The sequence below is a fragment of the Telluria antibiotica genome, from assembly GCF_011682055.1.
GTDB lineage: Bacteria > Pseudomonadota > Gammaproteobacteria > Burkholderiales > Burkholderiaceae_D > Telluria > Telluria antibiotica.
This window is the reverse complement of record NZ_JAAQOM010000014.1, coordinates 114724-138741: the sequence shown is the minus strand read 5'-3', so window position 1 is coordinate 138741 and position 24018 is coordinate 114724. Positions and strand designations below refer to the sequence as shown.

Below are 24018 nucleotides of genomic sequence, written 5' to 3'. Positions count from 1 at the left end.
CGGGGTCACCATGGTCGTCGGTTCCATCAATCAGTCGAGGCGCATCGGGATGCCGCGTTCGGCCATGAAGCGCTTCGCTTCGCCGACCGTGTGCTGCCCGTAGTGGAAGATGCTCGCGGCGAGCACGGCGTCGGCATGGCCTTTCAGCACGCCGTCGGCCAGGTCCTGCAAGCCGCCCACGCCGCCGGATGCGATCACCGAGATGCCCACGGCGTCCGAGACGGCGCGCGTCAGGCCCAGGTCGAAGCCGGACTTGGTGCCGTCGCGGTCCATGCTGGTCAGCAGCAGTTCGCCGGCGCCCAGGCTTTCCATCTTGCGCGCCCATTCGACGGCGTCGAGGCCCGTCGCGTTGCGGCCGCCGTGCGTGAAGACTTCCCATTTGCCGGGCGCGACCTGCTTGGCGTCGATGGCGACGACGATGCATTGCGAGCCGTGCTTCTGCGACGCGTCGTACACGAGCTGCGGGTTGGTCACGGCCGACGTGTTCATCGACACCTTGTCGGCGCCGGCGTTCAGCAGACGGCGCACGTCCTCGACCTTGCGCACGCCGCCGCCCACGGTCAGCGGGATGAACACGGTCGATGCCACCGCTTCGATGATCGGCAGGATCAGGTCGCGGCCGTCGCTGGACGCCGTGATGTCGAGGAAGGTGATTTCGTCGGCGCCCTGCTCGTTGTAGCGGCGCGCGATCTCGACCGGGTCGCCGGCGTCGCGCAGCTCGGTAAAGTTGACGCCCTTGACGACGCGGCCGCCGGTGACGTCCAGGCAGGGGATGATGCGTTTTGTGAGCATATGAGTCTTTGCGATATTCGGCCGCCGCCACGGCGCGAGCGGTGACGGCGGCGTGGGCGCGGGCGAAAAATTACGCCTGCGCGCCCTCGGTCAGTTCGTCCGCGCGTTCCTGCGCGCTGGCCAGGTCGAGCGTGCCTTCGTAGATCGAGCGGCCGCAGATCACGCCTTCGATGCCCTCGTCCTGCACGGCGCACAGTGCTTCCACGTCGGCCAGGTTGTGCAGGCCGCCGGAGGCGATGATCGGGATGCGCACGGCCTGCGCCAGGCGCACGGTCGCTTCGATGTTCACGCCGCCCATCATGCCGTCGCGGCCGATGTCGGTGTAGACGATCGATTCGACGCCGTAGCCTTCGAATTTCTGCGCGAGGTCGATGACTTCGTGGCCGGACATCTTGCTCCAGCCGTCCGTCGCGACCTTGCCGTCCTTGGCGTCCAGGCCGACGATGATGCTGCCGGGGAAGGCGCCGCAGGCGTCGTGCAGGAAGCCCGGGTTCTTCACCGCGGCCGTGCCGACGATGATGTAGGTGATGCCGTCGTCCAGGTAGCGCTCGATGGTGTCGAGGTCGCGGATGCCGCCGCCCAGCTGGACGGGGATCTCGTCCAGCTCATTCTCGGTGGCGTAGTCCTGCACGACGCGCAGGATCGACTTGATCGCCTCTTCGTTCTTCGGTTTGCCCGCGAACGCACCGTTCAGATCGACCAGGTGCAGGCGACGCGCACCCTTCTTCAGCCAGTGCAGCGCCATCTCGGCGGGATCTTCGGAAAACACGGTGGCGAGGTCCATATCGCCTTGTTTCAGGCGAACGCAGTGACCGTCTTTCAGGTCGATGGCGGGGATCAGCAGCATGGTCGGTATCGATTAGGTTAATGGCCGGATTGACGGCGGAAATTACGGGTTCCAGTGAACGAAGTTCTTGTACAGTTGCAAGCCAGCGGTGGCGCTCTTCTCAGGGTGGAACTGGGTCGCGACGATGTTGTCCTTCGCGACGGCACAGCAGTACGGCGCGCCATAGTCGGTTTCCCCGATCGTGTGCCCCGCGTCCTCCGGCACGGCAAAATAGCTGTGCACGAAATAGAAGTAGCTGTTGTCGGCCACGCCGTTCCACAACGGGTGCGCGCGCGACTGGCGCACGCGGTTCCAGCCCATCTGCGGCACCTTGAAGCGCGAACCGTCGGCCTGCAGCTTGCCGTCGAGCTGGAAGCGCACCACCTTGCCGGGCAACAGGCCGAGGCCCGGCGCGTTGCCCTCCTCGCTCATCTCGAACAGCATCTGCTCGCCCACGCACACGCCCATCACGGGCTTGGTCTTCGTGGCGCGCAGCAGCGCTTCCTCGGCGCCGGAGTCGCGCAGGCTCTGCATGCAGTCGCGCATCGCACCCTGGCCCGGCAGCACGACGCGGTCGGCCGCGTCGATCACGGCCGGGTCGTTCGAGATCCGCACGTCGGCTTCCGGCGCCACGGCGCGCAGCGCCTGCGCCACCGAGCGCAGGTTGCCCACGCCATCGATCACAACAATCTTGTTCGTCATTCTTTCTTCCGTCGCGTTACAGGCTGCCCTTGGTCGACGGGATCGTGCCCGCGGCGCGCGCATCCAGCTCGGACGCCATGCGCAGCGCGCGGCCGAATGCCTTGAACACGGTCTCGCACTGGTGGTGGGCGTTCACGCCGCGCAGGTTATCCACGTGCAGCGTCACGCCGGCGTGGTTGACGAAGCCGCGGAAGAACTCGATCGTCAGGTCGACGTCGAAGCGGCCGATCGTCGCGCGCGTGAACGGCACATGCCATTCCAGGCCCGGACGGCCGGAAAAATCGATGACGACGCGCGACAGCGCCTCGTCCAGCGGCACGTAGGCATGGCCGTAGCGGCGGATACCCTTCTTGTCGCCGATGGCCTTGGCCACGGCCATGCCCAGCGTGATGCCGGTGTCCTCGACGGTGTGGTGGTCGTCGATGTGCAGGTCGCCGACGGCCTCGACTTCGAGGTCGATCAGGCCGTGGCGGGCAATCTGGTCCAGCATGTGGTCGAGGAAAGGCACCCCGGTATTGAGTTTCTGGCGGCCGGTGCCGTCCAGGTTGAGCGCGACGCGGATCTGCGTCTCGCTCGTGTTGCGCGTGATTTCTGCGGTGCGGGTCATTGCTAGGTGCTCGGCGGTATCAGGCTTGCAGCGAAGCCTTCAGGGCATTCAGGAATACGGAGTTTTCTTCCGGGGTGCTGACCGTCACACGGATGCAATTGGCCAGCAATTCATGCATTCTACTCAAATTTTTAATCAACACCCGTTCCGCGAACAGTTTTGCGCACGTCTTGTCGGCATCCGGCACGCGCACGGTGATGAAATTGGCACTGGACGGGAACACCGTCACGCCCGGCAGCGCGGCCATGGCAGCAGCCAGTTCCGTACGCGCCTCGTTCAGGCGGGCGGCCTGCTCGTCCAGCACATCGACATGGTCGAGTGCGAATTCCGCCGCCACCTGGGTCAGCACGTTGACGTTGTACGGCGGCCTCACCTTGTCGAACTGGTCCAGCAGCGCGGGCGCGGCGGACATATACCCGAGGCGGATGCCGGCCAGGCCCAGCTTGGACAGCGTACGCATCACGACGAGGTTCGGGTACTGCGGCAGCTTGTCCATGAAGCTCGTGCGGGCGAATGGGTGATACGCCTCGTCCGCGACGACGATGCCGTCCTCGCCCAGCGCATCGATGATGGCGACCATGTCGGCCTCGTCGTACAGGTTGCCGGTCGGGTTGTTGGGGTACGCGAGGAAGACAAGAGACGGCTTGTGCTTGGCGATCGCGGCCAGCATGGCGGGGAGGTCCAGCGAGAAATCGCTCTTCAGCGGCACGCCGACGTAGTCCATGCCGGCAAACTGGGCGGAGCGCTGGAACATCACGAACGCGGGCGTCGGCGCCATCACGACGGCTCTTTTGTCCTGACGGGAGCACGCCATGCACAGGATGGAGATGATCTCGTCGGAACCGTTGCCGAGGATGACGTCGTAGCCGGCCGGCACGCCCAGCGTGGTGCGGATCTTTGCCTTCAGCGTCGAGTACGATGCGAGCGGGTAGCGGTTCAGGACGGCGTCCGCCAGGCGCTGGGCCAGTTCCGCGCGCAGCGGCTCGGGCAGCTGGTACGGGTTTTCCATCGCGTCCAGCTTGATGTAGCCGCTCGAATCCGGGACGGTGTAGCCATGGCCGGACCGGACGTCTTCGCGGATCGTGTTGGCGATGAGATTGTCGATGTTGGTCCTGCTCATTCCTGGTTCACTCCTTCGGTGGCGGCGTCGATACGGACGCTCTTGCGTTGTTTCCTGGTGGCCGGCTGCGCGGGGGCGGACAAGCGTTCCGCGATGGTCGCGCAGTAGGCGGGGTTCAGTTCGAAGCCGGTGAAATGCCGGCCAAGGCGTTGCGCGGCCAGTGCCGTCGTGCCGCTGCCCATGAACGGGTCGAGCACGACGCCGCCCGGCGGACATGACGCCTTGAGCATGCGCTCGATGATCTCGAGCGGCTTCTGGGTCGGATGGTCGACCCGTTCCGCATGTTCGCGATGCAGCCGCGACACGCTCCACAGGTCCTTCGGGTTGTAACCCACTTCCAGCCACTTGGCGCCCACGAAGATCGAGCGCGATCGCGCCTTCTTCGTCTCGGCGTCGTACGGGATACGTACGGAGTCCAAGTCGAAATAATAATCCTTGCGCTTCACGAAGAAGCCGATGGTGTCGTGCACCGAGGTAAAGCTTCGAGTGCTGCCCCCCATCGAGGGGACGCGGCGGTCCCAGATGATCTCGTTCATCATCGTCATGCGCCGCTTGAGCATGACGAAGATCTCCGGCGCGAAGCGCCAGGTGAGAAAGATGTACAGGCTGCCGTTGTCCTTCAGTTTCGGCAGCGCGACATCGATCCAGCGCTCGGTCCATGCGAGGTAGTCCTCGCTGCTCTGCTGGTCCGAGCCGTTGCCGTAATCCTTGCCGAGATTATACGGCGGGTCCGTCAGGATCAGGTCGATGCTGCCATCGGGGATGCGCGCCATGCCGGCCAGCGCATCCTCGCAGAAGACCTGATCGAGCCAGGCCGTCATGATGTCGAGTCGATCCTGAGCTCTGCGCTGCGCGCGTGCGCTTGCAAGCCCTCGCCGTACGCGAGTTCGGCCGCGACACGGCCCAATGTTTGCGCGCCGGCCTGCGACACGAACAAAATCGACGAGCGCTTCTGGAAGTCGTACACGCCCAGCGGCGACGAGAAGCGCGCCGTGCGCGACGTCGGCAGCACGTGGTTCGGGCCGCAGCAATAGTCGCCCAGCGACTCGGACGAGAAGCGACCCAGGAACATCGCGCCCGCGTGGCGAATCTTGTCCGCCCACTTGAGCGGATCCTCGGCCGAGATCTCCAGGTGCTCTGCCGCGATGGCATTCGCGATGGCGCACGCCTCATCCATGTCGCGCACCTTGATCAATGCGCCGCGGTCCGTCATCGACGTGGCGATCGTGTCCTTGCGCGGCATCGTCGGCAGCAGTTTATGAATGCTTGCTTCCACCTGCGCGATGTAGTCGGCATCGGGGCACAGCAGGATCGCCTGCGCCAGTTCGTCGTGCTCGGCCTGCGAGAACAGGTCCATCGCGACCCAGTCCGGGTCCGTCGTGCCGTCGCACAGCACGAGGATTTCCGACGGGCCCGCAATCATGTCGATGCCGACGACGCCGAACACGCGGCGCTTGGCGGCGGCGACGTACGCATTGCCCGGGCCGACGATCTTATCGACCGGCGGAATCGTCGCCGTGCCGTACGCGAGCGCGCCGACGGCTTGCGCGCCGCCGATCGTGATCACGCGGGTCACTCCAGCGATCGCGGCGGCCGCCAGCACCATGCGGTTCTTGACGCCATCCGGCGTCGGCACGACCATCACGATTTCCTGCACGCCCGCGACGCGGGCAGGGATCGCGTTCATCAGCACCGACGACGGATACGCGGCCTTGCCGCCCGGGACGTAGATGCCCACGCGGTCCAGCGGCGTGACGCGCTGGCCCAGCACGGTGCCGTCCGGCTCCGTGTAAGTAAAACCGTTCAGTTCCTGCTTCTGGCGTTCGTGGAAGACGCGGATGCGGTCAGCCGCCGTCTGCAGCGCGGCGCGCTGGGCTTCCGGCAGCGATGCCAGCGCTTCATCCAGCTCGGCCTTGCCGATGTCGAGGGCGGCCATGCTCGTGGCGCCGCCGTTCGGCAGCCGATCGAACTTGTTCGTGTATTCCAGCACGGCGGCGTCGCCGCGCGCCTTCACGTCGCCGAGGATCCTCGCGACGGCAGATTCGATGGCGTCGTCGGTCTCGGCTTCGAACGCGAGCAGCGTGGACAGGGTCTGCTGGAAGTCGGCGGCGGTGGAATCGAGTTTGCGGATCGTGATGGTCATATCGTTAGCATTGCTGCTGCTTGGACGCGCGTTCGAACGCGTCGAGGATCGGTTGCAGGCGCTCGCGCTTGAGTTTCAGCGCGGCCTGGTTGACGACGAGGCGCGACGAGATCTCCATGATCTTTTCCACTTCGACCAGGTTGTTGGCGCGCAGCGTGCCCCCGGTCGACACGACGTCGACGATGGCATCCGACAGGCCGACCAGCGGCGCCAGCTCCATCGAGCCGTACAGCTTGATCAGGTCGACGTGCACGCCCTTCTTCGCGAAGTGCTCGCGTGCCGTGTGCACGAACTTCGTCGCGACGCGCAGGCGCGCGCCCTGGCGCACGGCGTTGTCGTAGTCGAAGCCGGCGTTGACGGCCACGGACATGCGGCAGCACGCGATCTTCAAATCGATCGGCTGGTACAGGCCTTCGCCGCCATGCTCCAGCAGCACGTCCTTGCCCGCGACGCCGAAGTCGGCGGCGCCATGCTGGACGTACGTCGGCACGTCGGTGGCGCGGACGATCAGCACGCGGATGCCGGGGTCGTTGGTGGCGAGGATCAGCTTGCGCGAGGTTTCCGGATTTTCCAGGACCTCGATGCCGGCCGCGGCCAGCAGCGGCAGGGTGTCGTCGAAGATGCGGCCCTTCGAGAGGGCGAGGATCAGCTGCGAGCTGTCCCGAGTAGTGTCGTTCATGAGAATGTCGTTCCGGCGCGCCGGCCCCGTTCACGGGCCGGCCCGCGCTGCTTTATTTGATGCGAATGATGTCCGCGCCCACCGCCGACAGCTTCGCCTCCATCCGGTCGTAGCCGCGATCGAGGTGATAGATGCGGTCGACGAGGGTCGTGCCCTCGGCGGCCAGGCCGGCGATCACGAGCGAGGCCGATGCGCGCAGGTCGGTCGCCATCACGGGCGCGCCCACGAGGCGGTCGACGCCCTTGATGAACGCGGTGTTGCCCTCGGTGGAGATCTGCGCGCCCAGGCGGTTCATTTCCTGCACGTGCATGAAGCGGTTTTCGAAGATGGTCTCGGTGACTTTGCTTGCCCCGTTCGCGATCGTGTTCACGGCCATGAACTGGGCCTGCATGTCGGTCGGGAAGCCGGGGTATTCCGTCGTGCGGAACGACACGGGCTGCGGGCGGCCGTCCATGCGCGCGCGGATGCTGTCGCCTTCCACGGTCAGTTGGACGCCCATCTCGCGCAGCTTGTCGATGGCGACGTCGAAGATGTCGGTGCGGGTGCGCGTGATGCGGATGTCGCCGCCCGTCGCCGCGACGGCGCACAGGAACGTGACCGCTTCGATGCGGTCGGAAATCACCGAGTGCTCGGTGCCGTGCAGGCCATCGACGCCCTGCACCACGAGGCGGTCGGTGCCGATGCCGTCGATCTTCGCGCCCATCGCGACGAGCATGTTCGCCAGGTCCGTCACTTCCGGCTCGCGCGCGGCGTTTTCCAGGATCGTCTCGCCCTCGGCCAGCGTGGCGGCCATCAGCAGGTTCTCGGTCCCGGTCACGGTGATCATGTCCGTGTGGATGCGGGCGCCCTTCAGGCGGGCCGCTTTCGCGTGGATGTAGCCGCCTTCGATCGTGATGTCGGCGCCCATCTGGCGCAGGCCCTTGATGTGCTGGTCGACGGGACGCGAACCGATCGCGCAGCCGCCCGGCAGCGACACCTTGGCTTCGCCGAAGCGCGCCAGCATCGGGCCCAGCACGAGGATCGACGCGCGCATCGTCTTTACCAGTTCATAAGGTGCGACGAGGGTGTTGATGGCGGAGCCGTTCAGCACGACGTTCTCGTCGTCCTGCGTGACTTTCAAACCGGTCTGCTCGAGCAGGCGCAGCATCGTGCGCACGTCGTGCAGGCGGGGCACGTTCGACAGGGCGAGGTCGCCGCCCGTCAGCAGGCCCGCGCACAGGATCGGAAGGGCCGCGTTCTTCGCGCCCGAGATGGGAATGTCACCGTTCAGGCGCTTGCCGCCGACGATCTGGAGCTTGTCCATCGATTATCCTTGGTACTCGTCAGGGGTCAGCGTCTTCATGGACAGCGCGTGGATTTCCTCACGCATGCGGTCGCCCAGGGCGCCATAGACGATCTGGTGGCGCTGGATGCGGCTCTTGCCCGCGAACGCGGGCGAGACGATGACGGCGCTGAAATGCTGCCCGTCGCCCTCCACTTCGAGGTGGGTGCACTCCAGGCCTTTCTGGATGTAGCCGTGGATCAGTTCGGGTGTAGTAACCATGTTTTGTCAGTGACGCAGCTTGTAGCCGCGGCGAAGCAGATTGATTGCGATAGCGGCCAAGGCCACGAAGAAGACGGCGACGATGGCCAGGCTGGTCCAGGGCGACACGTCGGACTGGCCAAAGAAACCATAGCGGAACCCGTCAATCATATAAAAGAACGGGTTGAAATGCGAGACTGCCAACCAGAATGGCGGAAGTTTCTTAATGGAATAGAACACACCGGCCAAAAATGTTGCAGGCGTGATCAAAAAGTTCTGGAATGCGGCCAGCTGGTCGAATTTTTCCGCCCAGATGCCGGCGATGACGCCGAGCGTACCCAGGATGCCGGCGCCCAGCAGCGCGAACACGACGATCCACAGCGGCGCCACGAACGACAGGTGGGCAAACCACGCCGTGATGACGAACACGCCGAAGCCGACCGCAAGGCCGCGCACGACGGACGCCACCACGTACGCGGACAAAATCTCCACGTGCGACAGCGGCGGCAGCAGGATGAACACGAGATTGCCCGTGATTTTCGACTGGATCAGGGACGACGACGAGTTGGCGAACGCGTTCTGCAGCACGCTCATCATCACGAGGCCGGGGACGAGGAACGACGTGTAGCTGACGCCATCCAGCATCTCCACGCGGCCATCGAGCACGTGGCCGAAAATCAGCAGATACAGCATCGCGCTGACGACGGGCGCCGCGATGGTCTGCGTGGCGACCTTCCAGAAGCGCAGGATCTCCTTGAAAAACAGGGTGCGAAACCCGACGGAAAACAAGTTCATCGTACGGGGCTCCCTTCCATGATCTGGATAAAAATGTCTTCCAGGTCGGCCTGCTGCAACTGCATCTCGTCGATCTCCGCGCCCGATTCGCGCAGGCGCGCGAGGATGCCTTCCACTTCGCCGTACTCGTTCACGCGCAAGGTGTATTTGTTGCCGTCGTTGTGTTCATCGTGCGCGACGAGGTGGCGCAGGCCTTCCGGCAAGCCGCCATGCTTCAGGTGCACGACGAGCGACGAGCCGGACACGCGGCGCAGCAGCTGCGACATGGTGTCCAGCGCGACGACGTTGCCCGTCTTGAGCATCGCGACGCGCTGGCACATGGCCTGCGCTTCTTCCAGGTAGTGCGTCGTCAGGACGACCGTGTGGCCTTCGCGGTTCAGGCGCGAGATGAACTTCCACAAGGTCTGGCGCAGTTCGACGTCGACACCGGCCGTCGGTTCGTCCAGCACGATCACGGGCGGCTTGTGCACGAGGGCCTGCGCGACGAGCACGCGGCGCTTCATCCCGCCGGACAGCGCGCGCATGTTGACGTCGGCCTTCGGGGTGAGGTCGAGGTTTTCCATGACCTCGTCGATCCACTTGTCGTTGTTCTTCAGGCCGAAGTAGCCCGATTGCAGGCGCAAGGTTTCGCGCACGGTGAAGAACGGGTCGAACACGAGTTCCTGCGGCACGACGCCCAGCTTCATGCGCGCGTCGCGGAAATCCTTGACGACGTCATGGCCGTGGATGCGCACGCTGCCGACGTCCGGGCGAATGAGGCCGGCGATCGTCGAAATCAGGGTGGTCTTGCCGGCGCCGTTCGGGCCGAGGAGGCCGAAGAATTCGCCTTGCTCGATATTCAGTGAAACGCCCTTGAGGGCCTTGAAGCCCTTGTAGCTTTTCTCGACACTGTCGATCTGGATGGCTGCTGTCATGCGTTGGGGATCCGGCGGGCCGGGACCATGCGGGGGAAACGGGCCATTATAGAAGAAAACGCCATGTCAAGCCGGGCAGGCCATCGAATGGCGTCGGATGGACCGCGTGCGTTACGCGTGGCCCCGGTAGGGTGGGCACCCCGTGCCCACGCGGACGCCGGGAATTCAGCGCGTAGGGTGGGCACCCCGTGCCCACGCGTGACGTATCGGATGACGGGAAATTATGCGCGGCCGAGCAGGCCGTCGACGCCGTACAACTTGGCCAGCGCATCCACGTTGGCCGGCACATTGACGAACTTGACGCTGCGCCCCTGCTCCTGCGCGCGGCGCTGCCAGGCCAGCATGAGGGCCAGGGCCGAGGAATCGGCGGCCTTGACGCCGCCGAGGTCGAACACGGTTTCGCCGGCCGTCACGGCCGCGCAGCCCTGCGCCAACGCCGCTTGCGCGTTGTCGAACGTCAGGGCTTCGAGCGAGAGCATGGGGTTCGCTTCCGCCATGCTTACTTCTGCGGGGCCTTGTTGAGCGGCTTGTTGGCCAGCTGCTCGTTGCGGTCGTGCAGCTTCTTGATCAGGCCGTCGATGCCGCCCTTGCTGATTTCCGAAGCGAAGGTGCTCTTGTAGGTCTCGACCAGCCAGGCGCCCATGACGTTCAGGTCGAAGATCTTCCAGCCCTGCGCGCCCTTGGACAGGCGGTAGTTCAGGGTGATCGGCTCGCCGCGGGTCAGGTTGACCTGCGATTTCACTTCGACTTCCGAATCGCCCGGTTGGCCGCGGAACGGCTTGAACTCGATCGTTTCGTTCTTGATCTGCGACAGCGCACCGGCGTACGTGTACACGAGCAGCGTGCGGAATTCTTCCGCCAGCTGCTTCTGCTGGTCCGGCGTCGCCTGGCGCCAGAAGCGGCCGGCGGCCTGCGAGGTCATCTTTTCCGAATCGACGTACGGCAGGATCTTGCTGTTGACCAGATCCATGATTTTCTTGGTGTTGCCGGCCTGGATGTCCTTGTCGGCCTTGACGCTGTCGATGACGTCGGTGCTGACGCGCTTGACGAGGACGTCCGGTGCTTCATTGGTTGCTGCGGCCGGGGCAGCGATCACGCTCGTGGAAAAGGCCACGGCGGCGGCGGTCACGATCAATTGTGCGATGGGCTTCATACGCTTCCTTTATCTGATTGGGCTGACCAAGCGGTCCCGCGGGGTGCGCGGACAGCCTGGCTGTACCGTAGTTAACTATTTCCGGGCCGGTTCGGATGACACGGGTGCCGGCGTCGGCGGATTATTCGGTGCCGAACCTTCGGCGGGCGCCGGTGCGGCCGTGTCACCGTTGTCTTCCGGAACTTCCTTCGGTCCCAGCTTCACGCCCAGCTTGGCTTCGACTTTCTCCTGGACCTTCTCCAGCTTTTCATGGACTTTGTCGGCACGTTCCTGTGCCTTGTCGGTATCGAGCACCTTGCTGCTGCGGCGCTGCATATAGCCGTCACGGATGAATTCGTAACGGTCGAGGGCGGCGTCTTCGAGCAGATTCGATGCATCCAGCACGCTGGCGCGCTGGTCGACTGCACGCAGGGCGACGCCACCATTGCGCCACGGAATGTCGTTCACGTGGGTCCACGAGTCGCCCCACCAGTCACCCGGCAAGGCGACCGTGTCGCGCACCGTAGATGGGCCCAGCAGCGGCAACATCAAGTAGGGACCGCTCGGCACGCCCCAATAACCGAGGGTCTGGCCGAGGTCTTCGTTATGCTTGCGCAGGCCGGCCGGGGTGGCGATGTCCAGCACGCCGACGATGCCCAGCGTCGAGTTCACGGCAAAACGCATGAAATCGTTGAAGCCGTCTTCCGCCTTCAACTGGGCGAAATTGTTCAGCGAGCTCCACAGGTCCGTCAAGTTACCGAAGAAATTGTTCACACCGGTTTGCACGAAACCGGGCGTGACGTTCTTGTAGGCGGTGGCGGCCGGCTTCAGAGCGACACGGTCGACCGTGTCGTTAAAGCTGAACATGGCACGGTTGAACTTCTCGAACGGGTCCTTGGGATTGGCGGTCGTCGCGCAGCCGCTCAGCAATACGGCTGCACCGAGTGCCAGCGCCAGGCCAGTGCGGGTGCGCGGCGCGGCGGTGTCATTACGGTTCGTCATTTGCTACTGTCCTTTCCGTCGGCTGCTTTGCTGTAAATAAATTGATTGATCAAGTCTTCGAGCACTGCCGCCGATTGCGTCCGCGTGATGCGGTCGCCGTCGACGAGGTTGTTCGTATCGCCACCGGCCTCGAGGCCGATGTATTGCTCGCCCAGCAGACCCGAGGTCAGGATCTTCAGGGAGCTGTCCTTCGGAAACTTGTAAGCAGGATTCAGATCGAGGCGGACGAGGGCCTGGAAGGTCTTGTCGTCGAACGAGATCTCGCCCACGCGGCCCACGACCACGCCCGCGCTCTTGACGGGGGACTGGGGCTTCAGGCCGCCGATGTTGTCGAACCGGCCCGTGATCGAATACGTCTTGCTGAACGAGATCGAGCTCATGTTACCGGCTTTGAGCGCCAGGAAAAGGAGCGATAACGCACCCAACAAGACAAAAAGGCCGACCCAGACGTCAATGGATTTACGATGCATAAGTTTTTCCCAACTTTTCAGATTACTTGTTGAACATCAAGGCGGTCATGATGAAGTCCAGCCCGAGCACCATCAGCGACGCGATGACGACGGTCCGCGTGGTGGCGCGCGACACGCCTTCCGGCGTCGGCTGGGCTTCATAGCCCTGGAACAGCGCCGTGAACGTCACGGCCATGCCGAACACGAAGCTCTTGATCACCCCATTCAAAATATCGCGGCGCACGTCGATGTTCGCCTGCATCTGCGACCAGAACGCGCCTTCGTCGAGGCCGAGCAATTGCACGCCAACCAAGTAGCCACCGGCCACGCCAATCGCAGAAAACACAATAGCCAGCACCGGCATGGCAACCATACCTGCCATCAAACGTGGCGCGAGCACGCGCTGGAGCGGGTTGACAGCCATCATCTCCATGGCTGTCAATTGTTCGCCCGCCTTCATCAAGCCGATTTCCGCCGTAAGGGACGTGCCGGCGCGGCCGGCAAACAGCAGGGCCGTCACAACAGGGCCAAGCTCGCGCAACAGCGACAGCCCTACCAGTTGGCCGAGCTTTCCTTCGGCTCCGAATTCAGTCAGGTTGTAATAAAACTGCAATCCAAGAACCATGCCGACGAACATGCCGGATACGGCGATGATCAGCAGCGAATAATTGCCGATGAAATGGATCTGTTCCGAAATCAGGGCCGGGCGCTTCAACGCGCCAGGCATGCGTCCAAGCAGCTTGAAAAACGAGCGCGTGACGACGCCCACGCGCGCGACGGTGTCGAGCACGAAGCCGCCGATGAAGCCGAGGACATTGGTCATCGCTGGCCTCCCAGGCCCAGGTCTTCGGCGAGCGATTTGCCGGGATAGTGGAACGGCACGGGCCCGTCCGGCTCCGCGTTCACGAACTGCTTGACGTACGGATCGCTCGAGCGGCGCATCTCGTCCGGCGTGCCCGCGGCGACGATCTTGCCGGCGGACAGGAAGTACACATAGTCGGCAATCATGAAGGTTTCGTGTACGTCGTGGGACACCACGATCGACGTCGAGCCGAGCGCGTCGTTCAGGTTGCGGATCAGGTTGGCCGTGACGCCCATCGAGATCGGGTCGAGGCCGGCGAACGGCTCGTCGTACATGATCAGCGCGGGGTCGAGCGCGACGGCGCGCGCGAGTGCCACGCGGCGCGCCATGCCGCCCGAGATCTCGTTCGGCTTCAGCCCGGCCGCGTTGCGCAGGCCGACGGCATTGAGGCGCATCAGCACGAGGTCGCGGATCAGTTCTTCCGGCAGCGACGTGTGTTCGCGCAGCGGGAACGCCACGTTCTCGAACACGGTGAGGTCGGTGAACAGGGCGCCGAACTGGAACAGCATGCCCATCTTGCGGCGCAGGCGGTACAAGCCGTCCGTGTCGAGCTGGTTCACGATCTCGCCGTTCACCGCGACGGTGCCGCGCTGCGGCTTGATCTGCCCGCCGATCAGGCGCAACACCGTCGTCTTGCCCGAACCCGAACCGCCCATCACGGCAATCAGTTTGCCGCGCGGGAAGTCCATGCTCAGGTTCTGCAGGATCGGGCGATCGCCATACGAAAAATGCAGGTCGCGGATTTCGACGAGGTTGGACACAGTGAATATTGGTATTTGGAGAATCCCGTATTGTAGTGCAGAAACGGCAAGGCCTGCAGGACACGGTCCAATTCCGGACAAGTTATCGACGTGATATTACAACATTACTAAATTTCGGGTCAGATATTTTCTGACATAAGTGCTTGTTTTTACTAACTTATGCATACGCACATTGTTGCGCATCATTAAATTACCGTAACAAATGCCGTGCGGAAACCCATCTTTCGGACTGCGCCAGGCGCGCGTCGATCCGGGCCTTCCAGAGACCGTCGCATGCGCGTATCGTAAGCATTCCGGCGAACCCGCGCCGGCGGCGTCGGTCCAATCCGCACGGGAGGCAACGATGACGACGACAGCCCTGGTCCACGTGGCCGCCGGCACGGCGACGATGGAAGGCATGCTGGAACTGCCCCATGATGCCGCAGGCGTCGTGCTGTTCGCGCACGGCAGCGGCAGCAGCCGGCTCAGTCCGCGCAACAACCACGTGGCGCGCGTGCTGCGCGACGCAGGCTTCGGCACCGTCCTGCTGGACCTGCTCACGCCGGACGAGGACAGCAATGTCCACAACCGCTTCGACATTTCCCTGCTGACGCGCCGCCTGCGCGCGGCCGCCGCCTGGCTGGCCGCGCAGGACGCGACGTTGGCGCTCCCGCTGGGCCTGTTCGGCGCCAGCACGGGCGCGGCCGCCGCACTGCAATTGGCGGCCGATCCGGCTGTACGCGTCGCGGCCGTCGTGTCGCGCGGCGGGCGGCCCGACCTGGCCGGCGTCGATGCCTTGCGCGCCGTCGAGGCGCCCACATTGCTGATCGTGGGCGGCGCCGACGAGCCCGTCATCGCGCTGAACGAGCAGGCGTACGCGGAGCTCGGTTGCGTGAAGCGGCTGGCGATCGTCCCCGGCGCCACGCACCTGTTCGAGGAGCCGGGCACGCTGGACGAGGTGGCGCGCCTCGCGGCCGACTGGTTCGCCGGCTATGTCGCGGGCGGCTGACGTGGCGCCGCCGCTGCGCCTCATGTTCGGTGGGGACGTCATGCTGGGACGGCACGTGCGCGACGTCATGCAGGGCTCAGGCACGCACGCGCCGCTGGAGGGCGTGGCGCCACTGCTGCGGTCCGCCGACCTCGCCGTCGCCAACTTGGAGTGTGCACTCACTGACGCCACGAACCGCTGGCATGGCGCACCCAAGGCCTATTATTTCGCGGGACCGCCGGACGGAGGACAGGCGCTATCCGACGCCGGCATCCGCCTCGTCAGCCTGGCAAACAATCACAGCCTCGACTACGACGTGCAAGGCCTGGCGGACACGGTGCGCATCCTGGACTTGCACGGCATCGCCCACACGGGCGCGGGCGCGGACCTGGGGCAGGCGCTGGCGCCGGCCATCGTGCCCTGCGGCGAGGTATTGGTCGGCATGGCGGCGTTTTGCGACCACCAGGACGATTTCGCCGCCACCGACGACCGTCCCGGCATCGCCTGGCTCGACCTGCACGACGAGCCGGCCGCCATGGACGCGTTCGCGCGCGCGCTCGCGGCCCTGCGTGCGGCGGGCGTGCGCTGGACGATCCTGTCGCTGCACTGGGGACCGAACATGGTGACGGCACCGAGCCCGCACCTGCGCCGCCTCGCGTATGCCGCCATCGACATGGGCTGGAAGATCGTCTACGGCCACAGCGCGCACATCTTCCACGGCGTCGAGCTGTACCGCGACTGCCCGATCCTGTACGCGTGCGGCGACCTCGTCGACGACTACGCCATCGATCCGGAGCTGCGCAACGATCATCAGTTGCTGTTCGAGGTGGAGCTGGGCGACGACGGCCTGCGACGCATCGTGCTGCACCCCGTGTTCATCCGGCGCGGCCGTGCGGTGCCGGCCGATCACACGCAGCGCACGTGGATCTATGCGCGCATGCGGGCGCTGTGTCGCGATCTCGGTACGGAGGCGCAGATGGAGGGCGACGTGCTCGTCGTCGAGCGGGACGCCGCCACGCCACATGAGTGAGTTAGCTACGCCTGATGTCTTATATAAGGCGTTGATAATTAATTGTTTTCAGGACTTTAGATATAGGCAGATGCCGGGTAAAACTCTGCAGGCTGCAGCGCTTCGATATCACCGCTGCGATAAGTACGACAAGTCCGATCACGACAAAGACATACCGCGGAAAATAGACGCCGGCTTCGACAGGAACGATACGGGGACGATCGCCACGCAATTGTCCGACCGGATCCGTTACCAAGCCCACCGCTCCACGGGAAAGATAATCGGCCAATGTCGGAACGAGCCCGATACCGACAATGCCGCAACCGAACCACACCAGCCACCTGGAAATCTGACCGCTCCAACTCGCAAAAAAAAGCCCGGGCATTGTACCCGGGCCTTTTCGTTCGTTACCTGAAACCTGGCGATCAGCGCGGCAGCACCGACGCCCCCATCAGGAATTCATCCACGGCGCGCGCGCACTGGCGGCCTTCGCGGATCGCCCACACGACGAGCGACTGGCCGCGGCGCATGTCGCCGGCCGTGAAGACTTTCGGCACCGACGTCTGGTAGCACACGTCGCCATCCGTCGTGGCGCGCGCGTTGCCGCGGGCATCCTTTTGCACGCCGAACGCGTCCAGCACCTGCTGCACCGGCGAGACGAAGCCCATGGCCAGCAGCACGAGGTCGGCCTTCAGTTCGAATTCCGAGCCGGCCACTTCCGTCATCTTGCCGTCTTTCCACTCGACGCGGCAGGCGATGATTTTTTCCACTTTGCCGCCCTTGCCTTCGAAGCGCTTGGTGGCGACGGCGAAGTCGCGCTCGCAGCCTTCTTCATGCGACGACGACGTGCGCAGCTTGGTCGGCCAGTACGGCCACACGAGCGGCTTGTTTTCCTGCTCCGGCGGCATCGGCATCAGTTCGAACTGCGTCACCGACGCGGCGCCGTGGCGGTTCGACGTGCCGACGCAGTCGGAACCCGTGTCGCCGCCACCGATCACGATCACGTGCTTGCCCGTGGCCTTGATCTGGTCTTTCACTTTATCGCCGGCGTTGACGCGGTTCTGCTGCGGCAGGAAGTCCATCGCGAAGTGCACGCCCTTCAGGTCGCGGCCCGGCACCGGCAGGTCGCGCGGTGCCTCGGCGCCGCCGGCCATCACGACGGCGTCGTAATCCTTGACCAGGTCTTCCGGGAAGATCGTGTCGCGCGCCATGTTGCTGACGGTCGTCGGGAAGTCCTTGCCGATCAGCGTGGACGTGCGGAAGGTGACGCCTTCGGCCTTCATCTGCTCGACGCGGCGGTCGATCAGGTCCTTCTCCATCTTGAAGTCGGGGATGCCGTAGCGCAGCAGGCCGCCGACGCGGTCGTTCTTCTCGAACACCGTCACGTCGTGGCCGGCGCGCGCCAGCTGCTGGGCGGCGGACAGGCCCGCAGGGCCCGAGCCGATGATCGCGACCTTCTTGCCGGTCTTGACGGCAGCCGGTTGCGGGACGATCCAGCCGTGTTCCCAGCCGGCGTCGGCGATCTTGCGCTCGATCGACTTGATGCCGACCGGGTCATTGTTGATGCCCAGCGTGCAGGCGGCTTCGCACGGTGCCGGGCAGATGCGGCCCGTGAATTCCGGGAAGTTGTTCGTCGAGTGCAGGTTGTCGACGGCGTGGCGGTAGTTGCCGTGGTAGACCAGGTCGTTCCAGTCGGGGATCTGGTTGTTGACGGGGCAGCCCGTGTTGCAGAACGGGATGCCGCAATCCATGCAGCGCGCACCTTGGACCTTCGCTTGCGCGTCGGTCAGGGTGATCGAAAATTCCTTGTAGTTCTTGAGACGGGCAGCGGGTTCCAGGTGGTCTTCTTCCTGGCGCTGAAATTCCATGAAGCCGGTGATCTTACCCATTTGTATTCCTATCGTGTTCTGTTCGGTCTAGAGAGATGCGGCGGGCGCGGCGCCCGCCGGGAGCATCAGGCAGCCAGTTCGATCTTGTCGTTGGCTTCTTCCATGCTGCTGTTGTGCATCTCTTCCAGCGCGCGCTTGTACTCGGTCGGGAAGACCTTGACGAACTTGCTGCGGCTGTTGGCCCAGTCGTCCAGCAGGTTGCGGGCGCGCGTCGAGCCGGTGTGCTTGAAGTGACGCTCGATCAGGCGCTTCAGGATCGCTTCGTCCGACTCGCGCTCGCCGTTGCGGGTCTGGCTGTGCCAGCTCGACTTGTCGCTCTGCTCCTTGGTCGACTGCACGCGCTCCAGTGCCACCATCGCGGTGTTGCACTTCTGCTCGAAGTCGCCCTTCGGATCATAGACGTACGCGACGCCGCCCGACATGCCCGCCGCGAAGTTGCGGCCGGTCTCACCCAGCACGACGACCGTACCGCCCGTCATGTATTCGCAGCCGTGGTCGCCCACGCCTTCGACGATCGCGGTCGCACCCGAGTTACGCACTGCGAAACGCTCGCCGGCCACGCCGTTCAGGAACGCTTCGCCCGAGATCGCGCCGTACAGCACCGTGTTGCCCACGATGATGTTGTCGACGGCCCAGCCGCGGAACTCCGTGTTCGGACGCACGATGATGCGGCCGCCCGACAGGCCTTTACCCACGTAGTCGTTGCCCTCGCCCACCAGGTCGAGCGTGATGCCGGCCGCCAGGAACGCGCCGGCCGACTGGCCCGCCGTGCCCTGCAGCTGGATGTGGATGGTGTCGTCCGGCAGGCCGGCATGGCCGTAGCGCTTGGCGACTTCGCCCGACAGCATCGTGCCGACGGTGCGGTTGACGTTCTTCACCGGCGAGATGAACGAGACGCGCTCGCCCTTCTCCAGCGCGGCCTTGGCCTGCGCGATCAGCTTGTGGTCCAGCGCCTTGTCCAGGCCGTGATCCTGTTCGTCCGAGTGCAGCAGCTGGCGCTTGTCGTCGACCTTCGGCTGATAGAAGATGTTCGAGAAGTCCAGGCCTTGCGCCTTCCAGTGGCCGACGGCCTTCGACTTGTCCAGCAGGTCGGAACGGCCGATCAGTTCGTCGAACGAGCGGATGCCCAGCTGGGCCATGATCTGGCGCGCTTCTTCGGCGACGAAGAAGAAGTAGTTCACGACGTGTTCCGGCTTGCCCGAGAACTTGGCGCGCAGTTCCGGATCCTGCGTCGCGACGCCCACCGGGCAGGTGTTCAGGTGGCACTTACGCATCATGATGCAGCCTTCGACGACGAGCGGTGCCGTCGCGAAGCCGATTTCGTCGGCGCCCAGCAGGGCGGCGATCACGACGTCGCGGCCGGTACGCATCTGGCCGTCGGCCTGGACGCGGATGCGGCTGCGCAGGCCGTTCAGCACGAGGGTCTGCTGCGTTTCGGCCAGGCCCAGTTCCCACGGCGTGCCCGCATGCTTCACGGACGACAGCGGCGACGCACCCGTGCCGCCGTCATGGCCGGCGACGACGACGTGGTCGGCCTTCGCCTTCGACACGCCGGCAGCCACCGTACCGATACCGACTTCCGACACGAGCTTCACGGAGATCGACGCACGCGGGTTGGCGTTCTTCAGATCGTGGATCAGCTGCGCCAGGTCTTCGATCGAGTAGATGTCGTGGTGCGGCGGCGGCGAGATGAGGCCCACGCCCGGCACCGAGAAGCGCAGCGACGCGATGTACTCGGACACTTTATGGCCCGGCAGCTGGCCGCCTTCGCCCGGCTTCGCGCCTTGCGCCATCTTGATCTGGATCTGGTCGGCCGACGCCAGGTATTCGGCGGTCACACCGAAACGGCCCGATGCCACCTGCTTGATCTTCGAGCGCAGCGAATCGCCTTCGACCAGCGGGATGTCCGCGACGACGCGGTCCTTGCCGAGGATCGAGGCCAGGGTTTCGCCCTTGGCGATCTTGATGCCCTTGAACTCGCCCATGTAGCGGGCCGGGTCTTCACCGCCTTCGCCCGTGTTCGACTTGCCGCCGATGCGGTTCATCGCGATGGCCAGCGTGGCGTGGGCTTCGGTCGAGATCGAGCCCAGCGACATCGCGCCGGTGGCGAAGCGCTTGACGATCTCTTTTGCCGGTTCCACTTCGTCCAGCGGGATGGCCTTGGTCGGATCGATCTTGAATTCGAACAGGCCGCGCAGCGTGAGGTGACGGCGGCTCTGGTCGTTGATGATCTGTGCGTACTCTTTATACGTGCTGAAGTTGTTGGCACGGGTCGAGTGCTGCAGCTTGGCGATGGCGTCCGGCGTCCACAGGTGGTCTTCGCCGCGCACGCGATACGCGTATTCGCCGCCGACGTCCAGCGCGTTCGCGAGGATCGGGTCCTTGCCGAAGGCCAGCGAATGCAGGCGCAGCGCTTCCTCGGCCACTTCGAACAGGCCGATGCCTTCCACGGTCGACGACGTGCCGCGGAAGTACTTGTCGACCAGCGACTTGTTCAAGCCGATGGCTTCGAAGATCTGGGCGCCGCAGTACGACATGTACGTGGAGATGCCCATCTTCGACATCACCTTCATGAGGCCCTTGCCGACCGCCTTCGTGTAGTTGTACATCGCCTTGTCGGCAGCCATCTCGTGCGGCAGCGTGTGCGCCAGATCGACCAGCGTTTCCAGCGCCAGGTACGGGTGCACGGCTTCCGCGCCGTAGCCGGCCAGCAGCGCGAAGTGGTGCGTCTCGCGGCACGAACCCGTTTCCACGACGAGGCCCGTCGACGCGCGCAGGCCGCGCTGGACGAGGTGCTGGTGGATCGCGGACGTCGCCAGCAGCGCGGGGATCGCGACCTGGTCGGCGTTGAGGTTACGGTCCGAGACGATCAGGATGTTGTGGCCCGACTTGACCGCATCGACGGCTTCCGCGCACAGCGAGGCCAGCGACGCTTCGATGCCTTCCTTGCCCCACGAGACCGGATAGCAGATGTTCAGTTCATACGACTTGAACTTGCCGCCCGTGTGCAGGCTGATGTTGCGCAGGCGTGCCATGTCGTCGAAACCGATCACCGGCTGCGACACTTCGAGGCGCATCGGCGGGTTGACGTTGTTCGTGTCCAGCAGGTTCGGCTTCGGACCGATGAACGACACGAGCGACATCACCATCGCCTCGCGGATCGGGTCGATCGGCGGGTTCGTGACCTGGGCGAACAGCTGCTTGAAGTACGAGTACAGCGGCTTCAGCTTGTTCGACATCACGGCCAGCGGCGAGTCGTTACCCATCGAGCCGGTGGCTTCTTCGCCCAGCACGGCCATCGGGGCCATCAGGAATTTCAGGTCTTCCTGGGTGTAGCCGAACGCCTGCTGGCGGTCCAGCAGGGAAATGGCAGCCTTCTCGCCCTGCGCGTCTTTTGCACGGTTCTGCGACAGCTGGCTTTCCGACAGCTTGATTTCGTTGAGCTTGATGCGCACCGACTTGATCCACGCCTTGTACGGCTTGGCGTTCGAGTAGGTGTCTTTCAGTTCCTTGTCGTCGATGATGCGGCCGGCTTCCAGGTCGATGAGGAACATCTTGCCCGGCTGCAGACGCCATTTCTTGACAATGCGCGATTCGGGGATCGGCAAGGTGCCCGATTCCGACGCCATGACGACCAGGTCGTCGTCCGTGACGATGTAGCGGGCCGGACGCAGGCCGTTGCGGTCCAGCGTACCGCCGATGTGGCGGCCGTCCGTGAAGGCCATGGCGGCGGGGCCGTCCCACGGTTCCATCATCGCGGCGTGGTATTCGTAGAACGCGCGGCGGTTCTCGTCCATCGTCGCGTGGTTTTCCCAGGCTTCCGGGATCATCATCATCATCGCCTGGGCGATCGGGTAGCCGGCCATGACCAGCAGTTCCAGCGCGTTGTCGAAGCAGGCGGTGTCCGACTGGCCTTCATAGATCAGCGGGAACAGTTTCTGCAGGTCGTCGCCCAGCACGGCCGACTTCATGACGCCTTCGCGCGCGCGGGTCCAGTTGAAGTTGCCCTTGACGGTGTTGATCTCGCCGTTGTGCGCCAGCAGGCGGTACGGGTGGGCCAGCGGCCACTCCGGGAACGTGTTCGTCGAGAAGCGCTGGTGCACCATCGCCAGGGCCGACACGCAGCGCGGGTCCTGCAGGTCCTTGTAGTACACGCCGACCTGGTCCGCCAGCAGCAGGCCCTTGTAGACGACGGTACGGGCGGACATCGACGGCACGAAGAATTCCTTGCCGTGGATGAGTTTCAGGGCCTGGATGGCGTGGCCCGACGATTTGCGGATGACGTACAGCTTGCGCTCGAGCGCGTCGGTGACCATGACGTCCGGGCCGCGGCCGATGAAGATCTGGCGGATGACCGGTTCCTTGGCGCGGACGGTCGGCGACATCGGCATCGATTCGTCGACCGGCACGTTGCGCCAGCCCAGCACGACCTGGCCTTCGGCGCGGACGGCGCGCTCGATTTCCTGTTCGCAGGCGATGCGCGATGCGTGCTCCTTCGGCAGGAAGATCATGCCGACGCCATATTCGCCCGGCGGCGGCAGTTCGATGCCCTGCTTGGCCATCTCGTCGCGATAGAACTGGTCTGGGATCTGGAGCAGGATGCCCGCGCCGTCGCCCATCAGGGCATCGGCACCGACGGCGCCCCGGTGGTCCAGGTTCTTCAGGATCAACAGACCCTGTTCGATGATGGAGTGGCTCTTGTTGCCCTTGATGTGGGCGACGAAACCGACGCCGCAGGCGTCGTGTTCATTGGCGGGATCGTACAAACCTTGGGCAATCATGGGGGCTCCGCAGCATTTTGAAGATATTGAAGGCCGAGAATAAAGCAGGCTTCAGTAAACATCAACAACAACAATTAGGGTCGGAGTCATATTAAATTGCACCTTTTTGAGACACATATTAAATGGGGACATAGTAATGCCGCTACCGATCGCGCCGATGAATTCCAATAAAATCAATGTGTTATCTGTTCCTGGTCATGGGGCGCAAGAGGCCGAAGCCGAGTCGTTCCAACCCGATATGCATAGATGGGCTCCGGCGCCGGTCGGCATGACGAGGGCAAAAAAAATGGAGGCGATCGCCTCCATTTTCCGGTTGTTGCAATGGTGCTGCGCACAAAACTACTCGGCAGGCTTCACCTTGAACGGCCGCCCCCGCTTGGCCGGCAGGATCTGCCGCTTCGTCTTGCGCTCCAGTTCCAGCATGAACGCGCGCGACCCGAGCGGCGCCCCCTTCAGCACGGCCGCGTTGATCGCGTCCAGCTCCTGCCCGGACACGCCCTGCTGCGCCAGTTCGATGTACGCGGCCTCACGCTGGAACGGCGTGTTGCCGAGTTCCCAGTATTTGGCGTGGTCGGTGATCAACGGGTCGGGGCGCACGCCGGCGTGGTGTGCATAGCTCGACCACGGATACGCCAGCGGGTCGAACGCGAGCTGGCTGCGCTGCGGGTTCAGCTCGATGTAGCGGACGCAGGCCACGAAGTAAGCGTTCGCATCGATCACGGACGTGCGGAAGCGGCCCTGGAACAAGGTGCCCGAGCGGCCATACTTGTTGTTGAACCAGGGGACGTACAGCCGCCCCACCTTCTGCATCATCGCGGCCAGCCCGTCCTCGTCGCTCGGGGTCGCCAGCAGGTGGACGTGGTTCGGCATCAGGACGTAGGCGTGGATCGCGACGCGGTAGAACTTCGCGCTCTCGCGCAGAAATTCCAGGAAGCGGCGATGATCGTCGTCGTCGCGGAAGATCGGTTGGTTGTCGTTGCCGCGCTGAAGAACGTGGTGCGGCTGGTCGGGCAGGACGAGGCGGGGCTGGCGGGCCATGATGGATGACAACAAGAAAATCGGTGAC

Annotated in this window: 23 protein-coding genes; 2 read left to right on the top strand and 21 right to left on the bottom strand. The window is 64.3% G+C overall.

Annotation, left to right across the window (positions count from 1 at the left end):
* Nucleotides 1-30: 30 nt before the first annotated feature.
* From hisF to HAV22_RS22090, 18 genes are all read right to left on the bottom strand, one after another.
* Nucleotides 31-792 carry an imidazole glycerol phosphate synthase subunit HisF gene (gene hisF / locus HAV22_RS22175; protein ID WP_166861945.1) on the bottom strand — a complete coding sequence of 254 codons (762 nt, stop codon included), beginning with the start codon at nt 790-792 and terminating at the stop codon, nt 31-33.
* Between the two features lie 70 nt (nt 793-862).
* Nucleotides 863-1639 carry a 1-(5-phosphoribosyl)-5-[(5-phosphoribosylamino)methylideneamino]imidazole-4-carboxamide isomerase gene (hisA, locus tag HAV22_RS22170; RefSeq protein WP_166861944.1) on the bottom strand — a complete coding sequence of 259 codons (777 nt, stop codon included), beginning with the start codon at nt 1637-1639 and terminating at the stop codon, nt 863-865.
* A 42-nt stretch (nt 1640-1681) separates the two neighbouring features.
* On the bottom strand, nt 1682-2320 hold the full coding sequence (hisH, locus tag HAV22_RS22165; protein WP_166861943.1) for an imidazole glycerol phosphate synthase subunit HisH: 639 nt from the start codon (nt 2318-2320) through the stop codon (nt 1682-1684).
* 16 nt (nt 2321-2336) lie between these two features.
* Nucleotides 2337-2927 (bottom strand): imidazoleglycerol-phosphate dehydratase HisB, encoded by a 591-nt coding sequence (hisB, locus tag HAV22_RS22160; protein WP_036233394.1) that lies wholly within the window; start codon nt 2925-2927, stop codon nt 2337-2339.
* 19 nt (nt 2928-2946) lie between these two features.
* Nucleotides 2947-4047, bottom strand: coding sequence for a histidinol-phosphate transaminase (gene hisC, locus HAV22_RS22155; protein ID WP_166861942.1), 1101 nt, complete (start codon nt 4045-4047; stop codon nt 2947-2949).
* On the bottom strand, nt 4044-4868 hold the full coding sequence (locus tag HAV22_RS22150; RefSeq protein ID WP_166861941.1) for a DNA-methyltransferase: 825 nt from the start codon (nt 4866-4868) through the stop codon (nt 4044-4046). Before HAV22_RS22150 ends, hisC begins: the two co-directional genes overlap by 4 nt.
* Nucleotides 4865-6190 carry a histidinol dehydrogenase gene (gene hisD / locus HAV22_RS22145; protein WP_166861940.1) on the bottom strand — a complete coding sequence of 442 codons (1326 nt, stop codon included), beginning with the start codon at nt 6188-6190 and terminating at the stop codon, nt 4865-4867. Before hisD ends, HAV22_RS22150 begins: the two co-directional genes overlap by 4 nt.
* Before the next feature lie 4 nt (nt 6191-6194).
* The gene (gene hisG / locus HAV22_RS22140) at nt 6195-6869 is read right to left on the bottom strand and encodes an ATP phosphoribosyltransferase (protein ID WP_166861939.1); all 675 of its coding nucleotides are present in this window, start codon (nt 6867-6869) and stop codon (nt 6195-6197) included.
* Nucleotides 6870-6921: 52 nt separating this feature from the next.
* Nucleotides 6922-8172 carry a UDP-N-acetylglucosamine 1-carboxyvinyltransferase gene (gene murA, locus HAV22_RS22135; RefSeq protein WP_166861938.1) on the bottom strand — a complete coding sequence of 417 codons (1251 nt, stop codon included), beginning with the start codon at nt 8170-8172 and terminating at the stop codon, nt 6922-6924.
* Between the two features lie 3 nt (nt 8173-8175).
* The gene (locus tag HAV22_RS22130) at nt 8176-8412 is read right to left on the bottom strand and encodes a BolA family protein (protein WP_166861937.1); all 237 of its coding nucleotides are present in this window, start codon (nt 8410-8412) and stop codon (nt 8176-8178) included.
* Between the two features lie 6 nt (nt 8413-8418).
* Nucleotides 8419-9186 (bottom strand): ABC transporter permease, encoded by a 768-nt coding sequence (locus tag HAV22_RS22125; RefSeq protein ID WP_166861936.1) that lies wholly within the window; start codon nt 9184-9186, stop codon nt 8419-8421.
* Nucleotides 9183-10100 (bottom strand): ABC transporter ATP-binding protein, encoded by a 918-nt coding sequence (locus HAV22_RS22120; RefSeq protein ID WP_166861935.1) that lies wholly within the window; start codon nt 10098-10100, stop codon nt 9183-9185. Before HAV22_RS22120 ends, HAV22_RS22125 begins: the two co-directional genes overlap by 4 nt.
* Before the next feature lie 221 nt (nt 10101-10321).
* Nucleotides 10322-10597: an STAS domain-containing protein gene (locus HAV22_RS22115; RefSeq protein WP_166861934.1), complete on the bottom strand. Its 276-nt coding sequence runs from the start codon at nt 10595-10597 to the stop codon at nt 10322-10324.
* 2 nt (nt 10598-10599) lie between these two features.
* Entirely contained in the window at nt 10600-11253 is a 654-nt protein-coding gene (locus HAV22_RS22110; protein ID WP_166861933.1) for an MlaC/ttg2D family ABC transporter substrate-binding protein, read from the bottom strand.
* A 75-nt stretch (nt 11254-11328) separates the two neighbouring features.
* Nucleotides 11329-12234, bottom strand: a complete 906-nt coding sequence (locus HAV22_RS22105) for an MlaA family lipoprotein (RefSeq protein ID WP_166861932.1) — start codon at nt 12232-12234, stop codon at nt 11329-11331.
* A complete protein-coding gene (mlaD, locus tag HAV22_RS22100; protein WP_166861931.1) occupies nt 12231-12704 on the bottom strand; it encodes an outer membrane lipid asymmetry maintenance protein MlaD in 474 nt (157 codons plus the stop codon). The genes HAV22_RS22105 and mlaD overlap by 4 nt, the downstream gene beginning before the upstream one ends.
* Nucleotides 12705-12726: 22 nt before the next feature.
* The gene (gene mlaE, locus HAV22_RS22095; RefSeq protein WP_166861930.1) at nt 12727-13506 is read right to left on the bottom strand and encodes a lipid asymmetry maintenance ABC transporter permease subunit MlaE; all 780 of its coding nucleotides are present in this window, start codon (nt 13504-13506) and stop codon (nt 12727-12729) included.
* Complete coding sequence (locus HAV22_RS22090; RefSeq protein ID WP_166861929.1) at nt 13503-14306, bottom strand: ABC transporter ATP-binding protein; 804 nt, start codon at nt 14304-14306, stop codon at nt 13503-13505. The genes mlaE and HAV22_RS22090 overlap by 4 nt, the downstream gene beginning before the upstream one ends.
* 343 nt (nt 14307-14649) lie before the next feature.
* On the opposite strand from HAV22_RS22090, the gene HAV22_RS22085 reads away from it, so the two are divergent.
* Together HAV22_RS22085 and HAV22_RS22080 are read left to right on the top strand one after the other, a co-directional pair.
* Nucleotides 14650-15294 (top strand): dienelactone hydrolase family protein, encoded by a 645-nt coding sequence (locus HAV22_RS22085; protein ID WP_166861928.1) that lies wholly within the window; start codon nt 14650-14652, stop codon nt 15292-15294.
* Nucleotides 15278-16303, top strand: a complete 1026-nt coding sequence (locus tag HAV22_RS22080) for a CapA family protein (protein WP_166861927.1) — start codon at nt 15278-15280, stop codon at nt 16301-16303. Before HAV22_RS22085 ends, HAV22_RS22080 begins: the two co-directional genes overlap by 17 nt.
* Before the next feature lie 404 nt (nt 16304-16707).
* Here HAV22_RS22080 and HAV22_RS22070 read toward each other — a convergent pair whose 3' ends face one another.
* The 3 genes from HAV22_RS22070 to HAV22_RS22060 all read right to left on the bottom strand — a co-directional run bounded on the left by HAV22_RS22070 (nt 16708) and on the right by HAV22_RS22060 (nt 23990).
* Entirely contained in the window at nt 16708-18171 is a 1464-nt protein-coding gene (locus HAV22_RS22070; protein WP_166861925.1) for a glutamate synthase subunit beta, read from the bottom strand.
* Nucleotides 18172-18236: 65 nt separating this feature from the next.
* On the bottom strand, nt 18237-22952 hold the full coding sequence (locus HAV22_RS22065; protein ID WP_166861924.1) for a glutamate synthase-related protein: 4716 nt from the start codon (nt 22950-22952) through the stop codon (nt 18237-18239).
* 339 nt (nt 22953-23291) lie between these two features.
* Nucleotides 23292-23990: a transposase gene (locus HAV22_RS22060; RefSeq protein WP_166861923.1), complete on the bottom strand. Its 699-nt coding sequence runs from the start codon at nt 23988-23990 to the stop codon at nt 23292-23294.
* Nucleotides 23991-24018 lie beyond the last annotated feature (28 nt).

What these genes read in the sequence shown, in the direction of transcription:
- hisA (WP_166861944.1), bottom strand. Translation starts at nt 1,639, where the DNA reads ATGCTGCTGATCCCCGCCATCGACCTGAAAGACGGTCACTGCGTTCGC.
- HAV22_RS22060 (WP_166861923.1), bottom strand. Translation starts at nt 23,990, where the DNA reads ATGGCCCGCCAGCCCCGCCTCGTCCTGCCCGACCAGCCGCACCACGTT.
- hisB (WP_036233394.1), bottom strand. Translation starts at nt 2,927, where the DNA reads ATGACCCGCACCGCAGAAATCACGCGCAACACGAGCGAGACGCAGATC.
- hisD (WP_166861940.1), bottom strand. Translation starts at nt 6,190, where the DNA reads ATGACCATCACGATCCGCAAACTCGATTCCACCGCCGCCGACTTCCAG.
- murA (WP_166861938.1), bottom strand. Translation starts at nt 8,172, where the DNA reads ATGGACAAGCTCCAGATCGTCGGCGGCAAGCGCCTGAACGGTGACATT.
- hisG (WP_166861939.1), bottom strand. Translation starts at nt 6,869, where the DNA reads ATGAACGACACTACTCGGGACAGCTCGCAGCTGATCCTCGCCCTCTCG.
- hisH (WP_166861943.1), bottom strand. Translation starts at nt 2,320, where the DNA reads ATGACGAACAAGATTGTTGTGATCGATGGCGTGGGCAACCTGCGCTCG.
- HAV22_RS22065 (WP_166861924.1), bottom strand. Translation starts at nt 22,952, where the DNA reads ATGATTGCCCAAGGTTTGTACGATCCCGCCAATGAACACGACGCCTGC.
- HAV22_RS22070 (WP_166861925.1), bottom strand. Translation starts at nt 18,171, where the DNA reads ATGGGTAAGATCACCGGCTTCATGGAATTTCAGCGCCAGGAAGAAGAC.
- mlaE (WP_166861930.1), bottom strand. Translation starts at nt 13,506, where the DNA reads ATGACCAATGTCCTCGGCTTCATCGGCGGCTTCGTGCTCGACACCGTC.
- HAV22_RS22120 (WP_166861935.1), bottom strand. Translation starts at nt 10,100, where the DNA reads ATGACAGCAGCCATCCAGATCGACAGTGTCGAGAAAAGCTACAAGGGC.
- HAV22_RS22115 (WP_166861934.1), bottom strand. Translation starts at nt 10,597, where the DNA reads ATGGCGGAAGCGAACCCCATGCTCTCGCTCGAAGCCCTGACGTTCGAC.
- mlaD (WP_166861931.1), bottom strand. Translation starts at nt 12,704, where the DNA reads ATGCATCGTAAATCCATTGACGTCTGGGTCGGCCTTTTTGTCTTGTTG.
- HAV22_RS22105 (WP_166861932.1), bottom strand. Translation starts at nt 12,234, where the DNA reads ATGACGAACCGTAATGACACCGCCGCGCCGCGCACCCGCACTGGCCTG.
- HAV22_RS22110 (WP_166861933.1), bottom strand. Translation starts at nt 11,253, where the DNA reads ATGAAGCCCATCGCACAATTGATCGTGACCGCCGCCGCCGTGGCCTTT.
- hisF (WP_166861945.1), bottom strand. Translation starts at nt 792, where the DNA reads ATGCTCACAAAACGCATCATCCCCTGCCTGGACGTCACCGGCGGCCGC.
- HAV22_RS22130 (WP_166861937.1), bottom strand. Translation starts at nt 8,412, where the DNA reads ATGGTTACTACACCCGAACTGATCCACGGCTACATCCAGAAAGGCCTG.
- HAV22_RS22085 (WP_166861928.1), top strand. Translation starts at nt 14,650, where the DNA reads ATGACGACGACAGCCCTGGTCCACGTGGCCGCCGGCACGGCGACGATG.
- HAV22_RS22150 (WP_166861941.1), bottom strand. Translation starts at nt 4,868, where the DNA reads ATGACGGCCTGGCTCGATCAGGTCTTCTGCGAGGATGCGCTGGCCGGC.
- HAV22_RS22125 (WP_166861936.1), bottom strand. Translation starts at nt 9,186, where the DNA reads ATGAACTTGTTTTCCGTCGGGTTTCGCACCCTGTTTTTCAAGGAGATC.
- HAV22_RS22080 (WP_166861927.1), top strand. Translation starts at nt 15,278, where the DNA reads ATGTCGCGGGCGGCTGACGTGGCGCCGCCGCTGCGCCTCATGTTCGGT.
- hisC (WP_166861942.1), bottom strand. Translation starts at nt 4,047, where the DNA reads ATGAGCAGGACCAACATCGACAATCTCATCGCCAACACGATCCGCGAA.